Source organism: Paenibacillus sp. B2(2019) (assembly GCF_008370385.1).
Lineage (GTDB): Bacteria > Bacillota > Bacilli > Paenibacillales > Paenibacillaceae > Paenibacillus_AQ.
In genome coordinates this window covers 196,888-212,023 of sequence record NZ_VTZR01000008.1, presented here as the reverse complement: position 1 = coordinate 212,023, position 15,136 = coordinate 196,888, and the positions used below count along the sequence as shown (strand labels likewise).

General features: G+C 44.3%; 18 protein-coding genes. 1 reads left to right on the top strand and 17 read right to left on the bottom strand.

Features of this window, described 5'->3' with window-relative positions; translation table 11 throughout:
• Positions 1-472: 472 nt before the first annotated feature.
• Positions 473-1,351, bottom strand: coding sequence for a nucleotidyltransferase-like protein (locus PAENI_RS08015; RefSeq protein ID WP_188114505.1), 879 nt, complete (start codon positions 1,349-1,351; stop codon positions 473-475).
• Positions 1,352-1,478: 127 nt separating this feature from the next.
• Here PAENI_RS08015 and PAENI_RS08010 point away from each other — a divergent pair, with 127 nt between their 5' ends.
• The gene (locus tag PAENI_RS08010) at positions 1,479-1,844 is read left to right on the top strand and encodes a DUF2614 family zinc ribbon-containing protein (protein ID WP_076285462.1); all 366 of its coding nucleotides are present in this window, start codon (positions 1,479-1,481) and stop codon (positions 1,842-1,844) included.
• A 115-nt stretch (positions 1,845-1,959) separates the two neighbouring features.
• Here the strand turns inward: PAENI_RS08010 and PAENI_RS08005 are convergent, their stop codons facing one another.
• The 16 genes from PAENI_RS08005 to PAENI_RS07925 form a co-directional block, all read right to left on the bottom strand.
• On the bottom strand, positions 1,960-3,681 hold the full coding sequence (locus PAENI_RS08005; protein WP_149644907.1) for a glycosyl hydrolase family 18 protein: 1,722 nt from the start codon (positions 3,679-3,681) through the stop codon (positions 1,960-1,962).
• A 242-nt stretch (positions 3,682-3,923) separates the two neighbouring features.
• Entirely contained in the window at positions 3,924-4,355 is a 432-nt protein-coding gene (locus PAENI_RS08000; RefSeq protein ID WP_042191799.1) for a Fur family transcriptional regulator, read from the bottom strand.
• Between the two features lie 126 nt (positions 4,356-4,481).
• Entirely contained in the window at positions 4,482-6,392 is a 1,911-nt protein-coding gene (locus PAENI_RS32570) for a DUF4097 family beta strand repeat-containing protein (protein ID WP_262495554.1), read from the bottom strand.
• Positions 6,393-6,438: 46 nt separating this feature from the next.
• Complete coding sequence (locus PAENI_RS07985; RefSeq protein ID WP_149644906.1) at positions 6,439-6,909, bottom strand: GNAT family N-acetyltransferase; 471 nt, start codon at positions 6,907-6,909, stop codon at positions 6,439-6,441.
• A gap of 122 nt (positions 6,910-7,031) precedes the next feature.
• Positions 7,032-8,477 carry an Asp-tRNA(Asn)/Glu-tRNA(Gln) amidotransferase subunit GatB gene (gene gatB / locus PAENI_RS07980; protein WP_076300655.1) on the bottom strand — a complete coding sequence of 482 codons (1,446 nt, stop codon included), beginning with the start codon at positions 8,475-8,477 and terminating at the stop codon, positions 7,032-7,034.
• 11 nt (positions 8,478-8,488) lie between these two features.
• Positions 8,489-9,946 (bottom strand): Asp-tRNA(Asn)/Glu-tRNA(Gln) amidotransferase subunit GatA, encoded by a 1,458-nt coding sequence (gene gatA / locus PAENI_RS07975; protein ID WP_149644905.1) that lies wholly within the window; start codon positions 9,944-9,946, stop codon positions 8,489-8,491.
• Positions 9,947-9,973: 27 nt separating this feature from the next.
• Positions 9,974-10,261, bottom strand: coding sequence for an Asp-tRNA(Asn)/Glu-tRNA(Gln) amidotransferase subunit GatC (gene gatC, locus PAENI_RS07970; RefSeq protein WP_042131015.1), 288 nt, complete (start codon positions 10,259-10,261; stop codon positions 9,974-9,976).
• Positions 10,262-10,383: 122 nt separating this feature from the next.
• Positions 10,384-10,767 (bottom strand): hypothetical protein, encoded by a 384-nt coding sequence (locus tag PAENI_RS07965; RefSeq protein WP_042131017.1) that lies wholly within the window; start codon positions 10,765-10,767, stop codon positions 10,384-10,386.
• A 146-nt stretch (positions 10,768-10,913) separates the two neighbouring features.
• On the bottom strand, positions 10,914-11,684 hold the full coding sequence (locus PAENI_RS07960) for an ABC transporter permease subunit (RefSeq protein ID WP_149644904.1): 771 nt from the start codon (positions 11,682-11,684) through the stop codon (positions 10,914-10,916).
• Positions 11,681-12,595, bottom strand: a complete 915-nt coding sequence (locus PAENI_RS07955; RefSeq protein ID WP_149644903.1) for an ABC transporter ATP-binding protein — start codon at positions 12,593-12,595, stop codon at positions 11,681-11,683. The genes PAENI_RS07960 and PAENI_RS07955 overlap by 4 nt, the downstream gene beginning before the upstream one ends.
• Positions 12,595-12,786: a PLDc N-terminal domain-containing protein gene (locus PAENI_RS07950; RefSeq protein WP_149644902.1), complete on the bottom strand. Its 192-nt coding sequence runs from the start codon at positions 12,784-12,786 to the stop codon at positions 12,595-12,597. The genes PAENI_RS07955 and PAENI_RS07950 overlap by 1 nt, the downstream gene beginning before the upstream one ends.
• A gap of 52 nt (positions 12,787-12,838) precedes the next feature.
• The gene (locus tag PAENI_RS07945; protein ID WP_149644901.1) at positions 12,839-13,051 is read right to left on the bottom strand and encodes a hypothetical protein; all 213 of its coding nucleotides are present in this window, start codon (positions 13,049-13,051) and stop codon (positions 12,839-12,841) included.
• The gene (locus PAENI_RS07940) at positions 13,048-13,389 is read right to left on the bottom strand and encodes a YxlC family protein (protein ID WP_149644900.1); all 342 of its coding nucleotides are present in this window, start codon (positions 13,387-13,389) and stop codon (positions 13,048-13,050) included. Before PAENI_RS07940 ends, PAENI_RS07945 begins: the two co-directional genes overlap by 4 nt.
• Positions 13,376-13,921, bottom strand: coding sequence for an RNA polymerase sigma factor SigY (sigY, locus tag PAENI_RS07935; RefSeq protein ID WP_149644899.1), 546 nt, complete (start codon positions 13,919-13,921; stop codon positions 13,376-13,378). Before sigY ends, PAENI_RS07940 begins: the two co-directional genes overlap by 14 nt.
• A 75-nt stretch (positions 13,922-13,996) precedes the next feature.
• A complete protein-coding gene (locus tag PAENI_RS07930; RefSeq protein WP_149644898.1) occupies positions 13,997-14,320 on the bottom strand; it encodes a hypothetical protein in 324 nt (107 codons plus the stop codon).
• 186 nt (positions 14,321-14,506) lie between these two features.
• The gene (locus PAENI_RS07925) at positions 14,507-15,136 is read right to left on the bottom strand and encodes an MBL fold metallo-hydrolase (protein ID WP_094872421.1); all 630 of its coding nucleotides are present in this window, start codon (positions 15,134-15,136) and stop codon (positions 14,507-14,509) included.

The following is a 15,136-nucleotide window of genomic DNA, read 5'->3' as shown; positions in this document are numbered from 1 at the left end:
CGCCGCCAGCGTTCGTCCTGAGCCAGGATCAAACTCTCCAATTAGTATTGAAAAGAGCGATATGCTCATTTCGAAACATCTGACGAGAAAATTAATTCTCTAATTTTGGATTTCACTTTCGTGATTTCCTACTCACTCGTTGTTCAGTTTTCAAAGATCAAGCTGTTTATTTCGTCGTTGTTTTGTTCAGCAGCGACCTTTATAATATATCACAGCGTCCTCGTTTTAGTCAACCTTTTTTTTAATTTCTTTTTTCGGTTGTCTTTCGAATGTTTTCGAAAGCACATCTCTGTGTCAGAGGGACGAGTTATAATTTAACACATGAACTAGGAAAGAGTCAACCATAAATTTATTAGAATAAATATGAGCGCATCATAATAGCGAGCAAACAAAAAAGAGAGTGCTCAGCCTCTCCCTATCCCTACTTATTTTATCTATAGATTACCGGCAAATCCTGCATCTAATTTCTTCTCTATAAGGTATATCGGATCGCATGACCCTCTCCCCCATGACCGTCAGCCCATAAAGTAATCTCACGGATTAGCGAACGAGAAACAAGCTTTCGTAAAACTAGGGGCAACTCAGCCTCTAATTGACACAGGCCAAAATGCTGTAGTAATTCTTTTATACTCCACGCTTCCTTACGGCTATTCAGAATATTGAAAAGCAATGCACAACAATCCGTCATTTTGGACATGATCCCAAATTCACATGCTAGAAGAACAAGCTCTACTCTTTGCTCTAAGGTCTCCGTGCTGATGGTTAGTTCCTCATATAGTTTATGGACAGAAGTGTTCATACTTTTAACCTGCTCCCAAACAGCCGGCTCTGGAAATGAACCAGATTCACTCACTTCTATTCTTGCCCAATGATATAGAGCCATCAATACACAGTTATATGCATCCATAATGTAGCCAGCTTCTATATACCGTTTAGATTTCACATACAAATACAAGAATCGTGCAAACTCCATGAACTCAACTCGTTCCTTAAGAGGCCCTTCAAATTGTAAAATCTCCCGGCGCATATCCCCTAGTATTCCTTTGGGATCCCAGATCACTTCCCCAATCATCAAACTAGTAAGGAGCTCGTTATTATCTCCCGCCATGACAGCCCGCTCCAAAGCGGAAAGGCCAATATGGACTGACTGGGTCCGTGTGTCACCGGCAATGGTGTGGCGAACAATATGTTCTAAATCCTGTTCCTCATGTAAAACTAACACAACCATATCAAAATCGTGAAGTAGCGCGCTTTGAAAAGGAGTACTCCCTTTCTGCCGCAAAGCGACAGCTCCTAAAACATTTTCTTCAAACGTTTCTCCACTCAACAAAGTTACATTGGATAATTCCATGCTTCCCTCCATTAAATTTGGCGAATTTGCGTCCAGTCAGTTATAATTCAGTTATAATTATTATTCTACATATGAAAGACAGTTCCTTCTGGACAACCCAACTATATTTAGTTAGGAGCAAACACTCATGAAGTTTAAAACGGCTAAGATCAACGCTTTTCGCACATGGGGATTACTGCTCACAATGCTCGGAATGGGACTTATGGTTTTGGGTACAGCAGGCATCGTATTCTGGGGATCAACTGGGAAAGTATTCGCTGGAATCGGACTTGTAATCGGTCTAATTTCCATGATGGCAAGTCTTGCGATCTATTTCTGGGCTGGCATGCTCTCAACGAGTGCAGTTCAGCTAGAGTGCCCTGAGTGTCACAAGCTGACCAAGATGCTCGGTAAAACAGACCGCTGTATGTTCTGCCACACCATTCTTACTATGGATCGGGCTGAGGCCACTATTACTGCAGATCAGCTTGAGCATCAGCAACTAAACCACTAAACACCCCTTACAGAGGCTCATTACTAACTAGTTAAAATGCACTCAAATATTTGCTAATACAACAAAGAGGCCCCCGATATGGGAGCCTCTTTGTTTGTTATAAATGAAATTATGATTACTTATGAATCTCTTGTAATGCTTCCCATGCTGATGGATTGCTAAAACTGCGATTCCATGATCCGATGCCTCCAAGCCCCATGGACTTAGCAAGCTCAACTCTTGATTTTAAGCTCACCTTATCTTCTATCCATATTTTCTTAAGAGCGCCATCTTCCTTGTACTCTACGTAATTCTGCCCAGCAGCCTTATCAAATGTAGGAGTTAGCTTCTTCTCTTTGATAATTTTTTCAACGGCATTCATACTAACGGATTTGGAGCTTACCTTTGTCTTGCCATCTACTTGAGCCTCAGTCCAGATGCGGGTGTACAATGGGATCCCCAAAATCACCTTCTCAGGCGGCACATTGTCTTCCTCTATGATCCGGCTTATTGAATTCTCTACCCAAGGTAAGGAGGCAACAGAGCCCGCGATAGGGCTAGCTGCCCAATGTTCATCATAAGCCATCACGATTAGATAATCGACTAATGTCCCAAGAGCCTTACGATCAAGGAATGCTGACCACATCTCGCTATTGGATTTAGGTGTCACGTCTATGGAGACGATTAGATTCTTAGCCTGAGCCATCGGTTTTAGCTCTCTCATAAATTGAGTGACATTCTCTCCGTCTTTCGTATACACATTCTCAAAATCGATATTAATTCCATCCAAATTGTATAAATCCGAATATTCTAAGATCTGTACGATTGCATTCATCCGTTTCTCATAGCTGGACAATGCCTCAGTAGTCATGTCTGGATCGAAGCTATTGCTAAGCAACCCCCATACCTCTAACCCGTGCCCATGCGCCCACTGCACATACGCACTGTCGGCCTGACTGCGCACGTTGCCATCACCATCTATAATACTAAACCAGGTTGGGCTAGCCACGTTAACGCCTGGTAGCTCACCGAAGGTTTCTGGGTTAGGTTTGCGTTGGTAAACAGCCTCCCAATACAAATTCACTGACTTCCCTTTCCAGTTACGTTCAGCGCGTGTTGGCGTGGATTTTTTCGGTTCCACTGTCTTTTGACCGTCCCGAACAATGTCACTTGCCTTGGCATAACCTGCATACCCGCTGCTTAATTGCACAAACAGCCAGTCCTTATTTTCTTCATTCCAAATATTCACTACTGCCCCAGGAGACATATCCGCAACTATAGGTGCGTGAATGGATGCCTCATTTCGTAGAGCTACTGACTTGTCGCCTTTTTCATCTTTAACTTTTCCTAGCGAGACAGATTCTCCTGCCGTCATTAGTAGTATTGCTCCGGTATTCGTATCCTCCTGTATTTCAAACCCATATAGATCTTCTAATACATCCGCAGGAAGGTAGGTCACTTTCTCCTTTACTTCAGGCGCTAACCGCAGCTGCAGCGGACGATTGTTCAGACTAGCATCGGTTTTATCCTCCTGCATGTAAAGGAGCTCACTATCCGTTGATAGGATGACCGATTTCGTCTTCTCTTCATAACGAATGGAAGGATCCACATACTCTTGCAACAATGGTAATGGTAATAGCATGCTATCTCCAGTCCCCGAGGCAGAATAACCTGTATGCTCTCCTTTTACAAAGATGGGGTGCGCTTGAGCTTTCCAATCTACATCTATGTGCTGACGATTTGGCAATACATAAAACACTACCCAATATGCTGCTGCTACAATGATTAAAAGTCCAAATAACCGCCTAAAAAAACCTCCGCGCTTTTTGACGCGCCTCTGTCCCAGTCTTCTGTCCAAAATATATCCTCCAGATAATAATATGATTTTTAATAGAGTCTAACATTACGATTATAACATCCACTTGGTTTCGTATAACCAGTAGAAAATAGTCATTTATCCTACAAATTGTTATATTCATGAAGAAATGACGTTGTCGTTCTTATATTTGTAAAAAAATAAAAACGTGAGTCCTCCGCTTTCGGATTTCGCACGTTTAGTGATAACTTGGTAGATCGCCTTGATACCGTTCTATTCTAGTCTTAATGCTGCTTCTCTCTACAACTTTTGCAAAATCCATGCAGCTCCATACGCAATCCTGTAATCTTAAAGCCTGTAGCTTGCTCAGCATGCAGCTCTACATCCCTAAGCGAAGGATAACTGAAATCCTCAATCTTACCGCATTTCTGACATATAACATGATAATGATCAGACACATTGGCATCAAAACGGCTGGAGCTATCCCCATAGGTCAACTCACGAACCATGCCAGCTTCCATAAACATCTTGAGATTATTATATACGGTTGCCACGCTCATGCTCGGAAATTTAGGCTCTAATGCCCGATATATATCGTCAGCTGTAGGATGATTCATTGCTTCCATCAAATACGTAAGAATCGCATGACGCTGGGGCGTTATACGGACACCTGTTGTTTTTAATTGTTCCAATGCATGTTGTACGCCACTCCCCATGACTGTCACCGCCTTTTAAATTTAAAAATAAAAGAAATATTTCTTATAATTGTAAGACTGGGTTTTCAATCTTGTCAACGAAGTCGATACATTATATTCATTATTATATAAGAAAAATTACTTTTTTCAATAACCTCTCACATTTAAGTTGCTGTTTCCCTCAACCTGAATCTTGAACTCACCTGTGCCCACTTCACCAGATATCTTCTTCTTATCAATGGTTAAGGTAGGTAAATCTGAAATAATATCGCCATATCCACTTGAGCCATTCAACTTATAGTTCCCTAACTGCGGCAAATACAATTGAATATCGCCAACTGCACTATAAATGTCCCAGTCTCCTCCGACTTCATGTGAACGAACATCAATGATGCCATTCAAGGATTCTGCATGCAGCTTCGATCTGGCTCCATCAATCTCTAAATTACCATTTTTGCTAGAAATATCGATCTCGGCTTCATTCCCGGTTGCACCGATATTGCCAACTGCCGTTGATAATTTCAAGGCTCCTGTGACATTCCAAGCATTCATATTGCCACCGCTCGTTGATAAATCAACACTGCCCTGGACGGATCTCGCACGCACAGCTCCATTCAGTGTTTTCCCCTTCACATTACCAAAGATACGATGAAGAATAAGTTCTCCATTCCCCGTTTCCAGCGAAATATCTTCGATCGCTTCTATGTTCTGCAGGGTGATCCCACCATTCATAGTGCGAACATCGAGATTAAACCGGCGGTCTTCCGGCAAAGAAATGTCCAAATCCATTCGCGGCTGACGCTTACCTGATTCTCCGTACGCCTTGCTGTTTGAAGTGATTTTTATAGTTGGTCCTTCAACAACATCCACAAAGGACTGTTCCGAAATGGCCTCAGCCATCGGACCTTCCAATTGATCTACCCAAACTGTAGTAGTAATTTGAATATTATCTACGGGAGCCCGGTGCAATAAAACATCCCCATTAATACCATCAACGGATATTTTGGCTGTATTTAGCTTCACTGGAACAATAAGCGGAGCCTTCTGAAATTTACTTCCCTTCGCCTCGCCATAGTCGACTGCAGCTGCAGTAAGATTGAGACTCACATTTTTCCACAGATATAAGTAATGTTCTTGTTCGGCAACGATAAACACACTCGCAGCAAGCAATATAGCAGATAAAAGGCCGCGTAAATCCAATCTGATTCTTGTTCCCTTTTGTACAGAGCCTGAACGACCAGAGAAGAAATACATGAACAGGAACTCAATCCCCCATAACACTGGGATGACCGGCCACCACTTCAAGAGTAAAAGCATATAATCCGACCCGTCTCTCCAATCCAGAAACAACGGGATGGCCATAGCAATAAGCAAGACTGATGCCGTATATCTTCCTACACGCCGGTTATGAGACTCATTTTTTTTGCGCGAAACGATTCCTCTGACAATTTCTCTCGCTCCTATATATATACCACCACATAATAAAACTACAGACACGGCAACTTCGGAGTAATGCTCAATAAAAAATTGCAGCCATGCTGGCTTTTGGCGAAACAGAATGAGAAGCGCTCCCCCTAAAAGAAGTAGAAATCCAAAGGATACGCCAGGTTCACTAACGATACTACGACGCTTAGGAGGTGTAGTTATTTTTGCCACAGGATCATCAAGCTCTTGATCTTCAGGGTAACGGAGAATCTTGTCCGCTGATTGCAGTACATCATACACATTATAGAAATATATCGCCGGAATAATTAGTGCAAGTAAAATAAGCAACGGAACATTAATCTGCATTCCAATGGATGAGAAATAAATTAAAGCTGAGATATCCAATAGTATCAAGAAGATAAAGGTAATTCCTTTGCGGAGAAGCCCAAAGTATAAGTGCCCAGTTCCTGGGATGAGAGCTGCCAATAGTCCAGCGATAAATTTGCGTTTGCGGCGGCGCCGTTTTGGACGTGGAGGGATTATCTTCTTCTGAATCTCACTCTCCGTAGTCTCAAGATCGGCTGAACCCCGCTGCTCTTCCTGCGCTGAGAGTATTGCAGAATCATTTGTCATATCTCGGCTCCTCCTTTCGTAAACATGGGTCTGTGTATATGCTTCTTCAAAGTGAACCACTCCGATAAAAATCAATCAATTCCACACCGGGAGCAACTTCCTGCGATCCCATAGGTACAAAACCATGCTTGCTGTACAAAGAAACGGCAGGCAGGTTTAGCTTCCCCGTAGATACGATGTATTGCTCCATCCCTGAAAAATGTTCAAATACATATTCCAAGAGACTGCTTGCAATACCTCTACGGAAAAAGTCCGGTCCCACCATCATCCGCGTAATCGTGAGTTTGCCCGGGGATTCTTCTTCTATAGCAATAGCACCCATCAGTTCTTCATCTTCATCAAAGCAGCCGTAAAAATCCTCTTTAGAGTGGCTGAGCATCTCCCTCGTCTCCATAAGCGGTGGGATCTCACGAAACCCTATTAACTCCGCTTCTAGCCGGTAGGCCTTATGCTGGAGGCTCCATAGTTCATTAACGGTACTATCATCCTGGAGGTTTAGCTTAATAATTGTATTCATCCCTACTAGTCCCCTTATATGCCGCTAAGGGCCTGCCGTTGCCGACAAGCCCTTAGCTTATTACATAAGTATATTACCCCAAGTATAAACAACGTTATCGACTACTAAAGACGATAATCGTTTTAATTGCTCAATACCTCGATCAGAAGTTTATTCGCAAGACCTGGATTTGCCTTACCTTTACTTTCTTTCATAACTTGTCCTACGAGGAAACCGATGGCTTTCTGTTTACCTGCTTTATAATCTTCCACTGATTGTGGATTGGCAGCTACGACAGCTTCCACAATTCCTTTAATGGCACCTTCATCGCTGATTTGTACCAGACCTTTTTCCTCAACGATTGCAGCAGGCAATTTACCGCTCTCTAGCATTTCTTTAAATACCGTTTTAGCGATCTTGCTGCTGATAGTTCCACCTGCAATGAGGCCGATCATTTCCCCGAGCCCTTGCGGCGTAATTTTGACCTGAGACAATTCCAGGTTATTACTATTCAAATAAGCAAGCAGATCACCCATGATCCAGTTAGCTACAGCCTTGGCATCCTGCGTATAAGTAAGGCATCCTTCGAAAAAGTCCGCTAGCGGTTTAGAGGAAGTGATCACGCCAGCATCATAAGCTGTAAGACCCAGTTCTTCACTGTAGCGAGCTTGCCTTGCATCCGGTAGTTCCGGGATCGTCGAACGAATGGATTCTTTCCAGGCATCGTCAATATGCAGTACGATCAGATCTGGATCTGGGAAATAACGATAATCGTGCGCTTCTTCTTTTCCACGCATAGATAAAGTTTTCCCTTGGGCTTCATCCCAGCGGCGAGTCTCTTGTACAACTACTCCACCATCATCCAGGATCTCAGCCTGACGATATTGTTCATACTCCAGTCCACGCAGCACACCGCGGAAGGAGTTCATGTTCTTAAGCTCTGCTCTAATACCGAATTCCTCTTGTCCTTCTGGACGTAGACTGATGTTCGCGTCACAGCGCATCGATCCCTCTTCCATCTTGACATCGGATACGTCGCAGTATTGCATAATGGCACGGATTTTCTCCAGATAAGCACGAGCTTCCTCTGGCGAGCGCAAGTCTGGCTCAGATACGATTTCGATAAGCGGTGTTCCCACCCGGTTGAAATCGACGAGCGACGCAAAGCCGCCATCTACGTGCGTCAGCTTACCCGCATCCTCTTCCAAATGAAGACGAGTAATACCGATCCGTTTCGTTTCTCCATTCACTTCAATGTCGATCCAGCCGTTCAAACCGATAGGTTGATCGAACTGCGAAATCTGATAAGCTTTCGGTGAATCCGGGTAAAAATAGTTCTTGCGGTCGAATTTACTAACATCACCAATGGTACAATTTAGCGCCATTGCTGCTTTCATAGCGTAATCTACCGCTTGTTTGTTAAGAACTGGCAATACGCCGGGGTGACCCAGGCAGACAGGACAGGTATGTGTGTTAGGCGGGGCTCCAAATTCAGTGGAGCATCCGCAAAAGATTTTGGAGTTGGTATGAAGCTCTACGTGAACCTCTAAGCCGATGACCGTTTCGTATTTAGACATAAGTAATCCCATTCCCTCCTTTACTACAGCTGTGGACGCTGCTTGTGATGATCAGTATTTTGTTCAAAAGCGTGAGCAACACGCAGAATCGTACTCTCGTCAAATTCTTTACCGATAATTTGCAAACCTACTGGCATGCCTTCTGCAAAGCCACAAGGAACGCTAACGGCAGGAATACCTGCCAAGCTCACAGGAATCGTGAGAATATCGTTCAGATACATGGTCAGCGGATCTTCCGTCTGTGAACCTAATTTGAATGCTGTCGTAGGCGCTGTTGGGCCAATGACCACATCATATTTTTTAAAGATGTCATCAAAGTCCTGTTTAATCAAAGTACGCACTTTTTGTGCTTTTAAATAATAAGCATCGTAATACCCGGAGCTAAGCGCATAAGTCCCTAGCATAATACGACGTTTGACCTCAGGGCCAAAGCCGCGACTGCGGGAATTAAGATATAGATCAAGCAATCCTCCGCCTTCATCTACACGTGCACCATAACGCACACCGTCAAAACGCGCGAGGTTAGATGAAGCTTCCGAAGAGGACAGCAAATAATAAGCTGCTACTGCGTATTCCGTATGTGGTAACGAAACTTCCTCCCAGACAGCACCCATTCCTTCCAGCACCTTAAGTGCGGACAAGACTGTCTCACGCACAGAAGCATCGACACCTGCTCCCAAGTATTCCTTAGGTACAGCAATGCGAAGCCCGGAAACATCACCAGTCAGAGAACTCAAATAATCAGGAATTTCTACTTTAGCTGAAGTAGAGTCCTGGGCATCATAACCAGCAATCGCTTGAAGCACATATGCAGAATCCTCTACATTACGTGTTAATGGTCCAATCTGATCGAGTGAGGAAGCAAAGGCTACCAGTCCAAAACGTGATACAAGACCATAAGTAGGTTTGAGACCTACAACACCACAATAGGAAGCAGGCTGGCGGATGGAACCACCAGTATCCGAACCTAGTGAGAAGAATACTTCGCCAGCAGCTACTGCTGCAGCAGATCCGCCACTGGAACCGCCGGGCACACGCTCTAAATCCCAAGGATTGCGTACAGGACCAAAGCTTGAATTCTCATTAGATCCACCCATTGCGAATTCATCCATATTCAATTTACCGATCGTTACGGCATCTGCCTGCTGCAGTTTAGAAGCCACAGTAGCGTTATAAATCGGCTGGAAATCTTTCAAAAATTGGCTGGCACAGGTCGTGCGTAGTCCCTTAGTTACAATATTATCCTTAATTCCGGCAGGAAGACCAAACAGCAATCCACGTGCTGCTCCAGATGCCAGTTTGTCGTCCAAAGCGCGTGCAGTGCTACGAGCGCCCTCCTCGTTCAAGGTCAAAAATGCATTTACTTTCTTATCCCGCTCAGCGATAACCGCCAGCGATTCTTCAGTCAGTTCACTGACCGATACTTCTTTAGCAGTTAACATGCGATGTACTTCAGGCAATCGATTTTGAAACAGGCTCAAGATTCTTCCCCCTTTCTAATTATGTAGTTATTCCAAAACAGCTGGAACCTTGAAATGTCCGTCTTCATCATCCGGCGCGTTAAGAAGTGCTTCCTCTTGCGTTAGGCTTTCCTTCACAACATCATCACGCATCACATTACTGACCTGCAGTACATGCGTGGTCGGCTTCACATTCTCCGTATCTAGCTCATTCAACTTCTCAGCATATTGTAAAATAGCATTCATTTGTTCTGTAAAGGTTGCCTCTTCTTCCGGGCTCAATTGCAGACGAGCCAGCTTGGCCACATGCTGCACATCTTTAACGGTAATGCTCATAAGATAAATCCCTCCTGTTTAAAGGGCTAAAGCGCCCGGATAACGTTTTTAATTATATTGTAGAAGCTTGGACAATTCAATAATGGGGTTATAACAAAAAAGCCGGCTTTCGCCGGCCTTCCTTAAATCCAAGCTCTAAGATTCACTTGTTTGATGAAATCTGCTTGGGACATGCTTTCGGTTGACGTTGTTTCCGTCTCTTCTGTATCCATATCTTCACCGTTCATCAAATGATGGAACAGCTTCTCATTGTACGTGGACAAAGCATAATCAATTAACGCTTCATGCGTTGCTCTTTCAGCCTCAGCTACTAATAAATGTTCTTCCGCCTCAATGTCTTCAGCCGGAACATAAAAGTTCCTGTTGGCTTCCGGTACACGTATAACATAGTCAAACGCATTATCGGGATTGCGGTCGTAAGCAATTAGGTAGCCGTATTCCCCGATAGGAAGACTCTGCTCAAAAGCGTCCGCAACAATGACAATCTTTTCTCCTAAACGCAGCATCGCCCTACCTCCTGACCCCAAAATCTATCATGATTTTGCTTATTTCAACAGTCTACTAAAAAAAGATAGAACTGTCTAGCGGCAGGCCGGGCGATCCTGAGAATTCTACTAAAATATACTATATTCGATACAACACAGGATAATAATCAGTCGGGAAAGTTATTTTTCCTTGTCAAAAGCGAAGCCCCAACAAGGCAAAGTATGATCAATATACCGGCAGAAAGATATGGACCTGCTCTAAAGCCCTCACCAGCTGTAAGAATTCCTGCTGACAGCCCGGAAAGTCCTGCGGGTGTCCAGTCAAACCATGTAGGCAATAAGCTTAAGCCTAATGACAATCCAGCCATTAACGCCAGTGCTAAAAAAGCAGCTACTGGAGGTCTTAAAAAGGCACTAAACAACAACGTAGCCGAGACAACACATAATAACCACAAACCATATACTCCTGAAGCTGCGATAGCATCGCCCCATGGTACTGAACCAATTAGCTGCTCCGTGTAATAAGCTGCACCCGCTGCACCCAATCCAAGCGCAACAACAAGCAGGGTCAGTTGAGCTGTCCATTTAGCGATCACTATTGCCGCGGGAGAAACCGGTCTTACTAGAATTAACTCCATAGTTCCGCTATAGCGTTCTCCAGCTAAAGTATTCATCGAGCCTAGCGCCAATACCAGCATTCCAATTGTTCCATACTGTCCCAGTGCTTGCGCCATCACAACTGCGGCACTCGGTATTTCATACCCTTCCAGCAGACCTGGGGGCACATCCCCGGAGGCTTTTAATATTTCCGGCAAATAATAAGTAGTTAAAGGCTGCATAATGCCTAAAATGATGAACACGACAGGTATCCAGATTAGCTTATAACTGCGAGCCATCTCGAGCATTTCTTTGCGATAAAGGACCCAGGTGCTGCTCATACGCCCACCACCTTCATAAATAAATCCTCTAATGTGGAAGAGCCTGCTTCAAATTGCAGCAATGGAATTTCGAGCTGCGCTGCTTCTTGCAAAATCGTCTGGCGGGCCTTTTCTACATCATTCACATTAAATACCGCATGATCTCCAAACAACTCCGACTCCAGTACAAACGGCTTGGAGGCAAGAGATTCCAGCCACTGAATGGCTTCTTTGTGCTTCTCGGTACGTAAACGAATAACAGGAAGGCTGTATTGTGAACGAAGCTGCGACAGAGACCCCTGCTCAGCAATGTGTCCATGATTCATTAAAATAATATCATCACAAATCTCTTCCGCGTCATGCAGCACATGCGTGGAGAAAACTACCGTTGTCTCTTCACGTATTTCTCGTAGCAATTCCATCACTTCCCTGCGGCCGATCGGATCAAGTGCAGATACGGGCTCATCAAGTAAAAGCAGTCGAGGGCGATGCACAAGTGCCTGTGCGAGACCCAACCGCTGCTTCATCCCCCCGGAATATCCACCAATCCTGCGGCGTGCATCGTCTTTGAGGCCTACACGTATAAGCGATTCCAAAGCGCTGCTTGTTGCTTCTTTAGCTCCCATTCCACTAAGCTTTGCAGCAAACACAACATATTCCTGTCCAGTCATCCAACCGTAAAAGGCTGGAGATTGCGGTACATATCCTAATCCCCTGCGATATCCTGCTCCCGGACGGCTCCCCTCAAATGAAATCATTCCAGAGGTGGGTTCTAACAGCCCTGCCAGCATACGAAGTGTGGTCGTTTTCCCAGCACCGTTAGGCCCCAGTAAAGCGACGCACCGTCCTTTCTCAATTTCAAAGCTTATATCATTTACGGAAACATGCGCCCCATAGCTTTTGCGCAAATTCGTAACTTGAAGGAGTGACATCAGACATCTTTCCTTCCTATTGTGAAATAAGCTACGCTGCCTAATATATTTCCGCAAATAATGATAATAATCCACATCCATTTTGGACCACGAACGTTATCCGCTTTGGCCAGAGATATCAGTCCAATAATAGCAAGCAAAGCCTGCAAAATGATCAACGGCATAATTAATCCCCAATTTACATCTTCCATGAAGTACCACTCCTTTTGTGTTATGAAAGGAACGAGCTCATATCCTGGACCTTCACAAATTCTTTCTCCTACGTCTTTCCGGTAGAATGACAACAAGTAAATAGACCAAAGCGGGTGAAGGAACTGTAGTTATAGCCCATAGACCCCAGAACCAGGCTTTTCTTCCGCGTCGTCTTGCGTCCCGGAACAGCAATGTCCCTTGCAGCATTAATGCTATCGCTATGCAAAACCATAACCATAGAGGCACATCCTGCAGCTCATTCATTCTTGCGCACCTTCTCTGTTCCTCCTGATCCTCGCTATTCCTAGAGCACTGAGTCCCGCAATAGGAATAATCGCTTGAATAATCCAATAGATCATCGGTGCAGAACCGAGAATGGATAGAAATACGCTGATCAGGATCAACGATATGCCCCAGAATAACAGCAGCTCTTTACGTTCCATGCTCTTTCTATGCACAGAGGCATCAACCATTAACCTCTCCAGTTCCTGTAATGAAGGTGGTGTGATGTCATTATATTGTGCATCTAACCGGTCAAGCTCATCTGAAAGCTTATGCAAATACAACTCAGGCTCCTTATCCTTATCTTTATCCTTCTCCATCCTCATTCAGCTCCTTTCGTAGTTGGTTAAGTCCAAGGGATACACGCGACTTGACTGTACCTGAAGGAACTCGCAGGATTTCGCCAATTTCGTCATAACTATAGCCATAGTAATGCTTCAGTAGCACAGCCACTCTTTGCGCAGAAGGTAATCTGGAGAGGGAATCCAGCACTTCACTCCACTCTTCCCCCCTGCTCTCAAATCGCCAACGAATCGAACGGATCCCCTGTTCCTGTTGCTCCCGCTGTTTCCATTCCGCTTCACGCTTCCAGCGCCGCTTTCGATCAATAAATATTCTGGTAGCAATTGTGATTAACCAAGAGGAAAAGGAAGAAGTTCCGTTATAGGTGTTGATCTTCTCCATACATCTGACCATGGTGTCCTGTACAAGATCCTCTGCCAGCAACGGGTCCATGGTCACCTTGATTAAATATTTGAATAAAAAAGTATAGTGTTCTCGCAGCAGTGAAGACAGTGCTGAAGTATCCCCCTGCTGAGCCCGTCTGATTCTCTCCAGCGACTGATCGCTCATCTGCCCCTCCATTCAAGATTTCGTTTCTATTTGTAGTACGAATATGTATTATGAATCGTTCATTCCGCTCAATAATTATTTTTTGAGATCCCACAACTTGCGCCGCCAGGGCTGAATTATCCCTTTCCTTGCCGGAAAATGCCAAAAAAGAGGCGTTCTTCTAAGTTCGCCTCCTGAAACCACTGGTACTCCCCCGTAAACCCCACAGGTCTCCTGAAGCAAGTCATTACGAAGTTCCTTATTTTCAAATTGTATGTCTCTACGTTCTATGGATGAACAAAAGCCACCCTTTCCTGAACATTCCGAAAAAAATCGGCAATTACTGCTGCAAAAATGGTTCCATTTCTCCTTGGAGTCATACCAACCGTAGTCCAGCGGGTAGTATATATTCTTCTCCATTCTACTTCCCTCCATGCTTTTAAGCCTATATGAAGACAAAAAAAAGAACGCAAACCGGGATTAATTCCGCAGTCTGCGTGCTTCGCGAGGTTAATGTTACATTTAATTAACCTCATTCTAGTCCTTTTGTAGTCTTTTGTCTATTAAAACTTCCTCGGTTTTTGTCGGTTCTACTAGAACCAACGTCTATTGAGGAACATAAGGGTTGCGAATCTTTTCAAATCCAATGGTTGTCCGTGGACCATGTCCTGGATAAACCTTCACTTCATCATCCATTTTGTATAGCTTGCCACGAATAGAATCGAACAGATCCCGTTCCCTACCACCAGGCAAATCTGTGCGCCCAACTCCCATTTTAAAGAGTACATCTCCGGAGAATAGATCATTTCCACAAAGGAAACTTACACTGCCTGGAGAGTGACCAGGTGTATGGTACACACGGAAGGTGTGTCCAATGAACTGCAGAACTTGCCCTTCTGCCAGATCATATTCCGCAGGATCTGTAGCTAGAGGAGGTGACACCTCCGACCACATTAGTGAACCGTTCAGCTTGGGGCTGCTTAGCCATTCACTTTCAAGTGGATGTAAATAAACAGGGCATTTCTTAGCTTTACGAATTTCGTCTACACCGCCCATATGATCAAAATGTGCATGTGTTAACAAAATAGCTTCGATTTCCATTCCTTCGATACTCCGCACTAATGCAGCAGGATTCATACCAGGATCTATGATGATACCCTTCGCAGGATCCGCACCTGTCAGTAAGTAGGCATTCGTTTGAAGCGGACCCAGATTAAATGAACGTATATTTAGCAT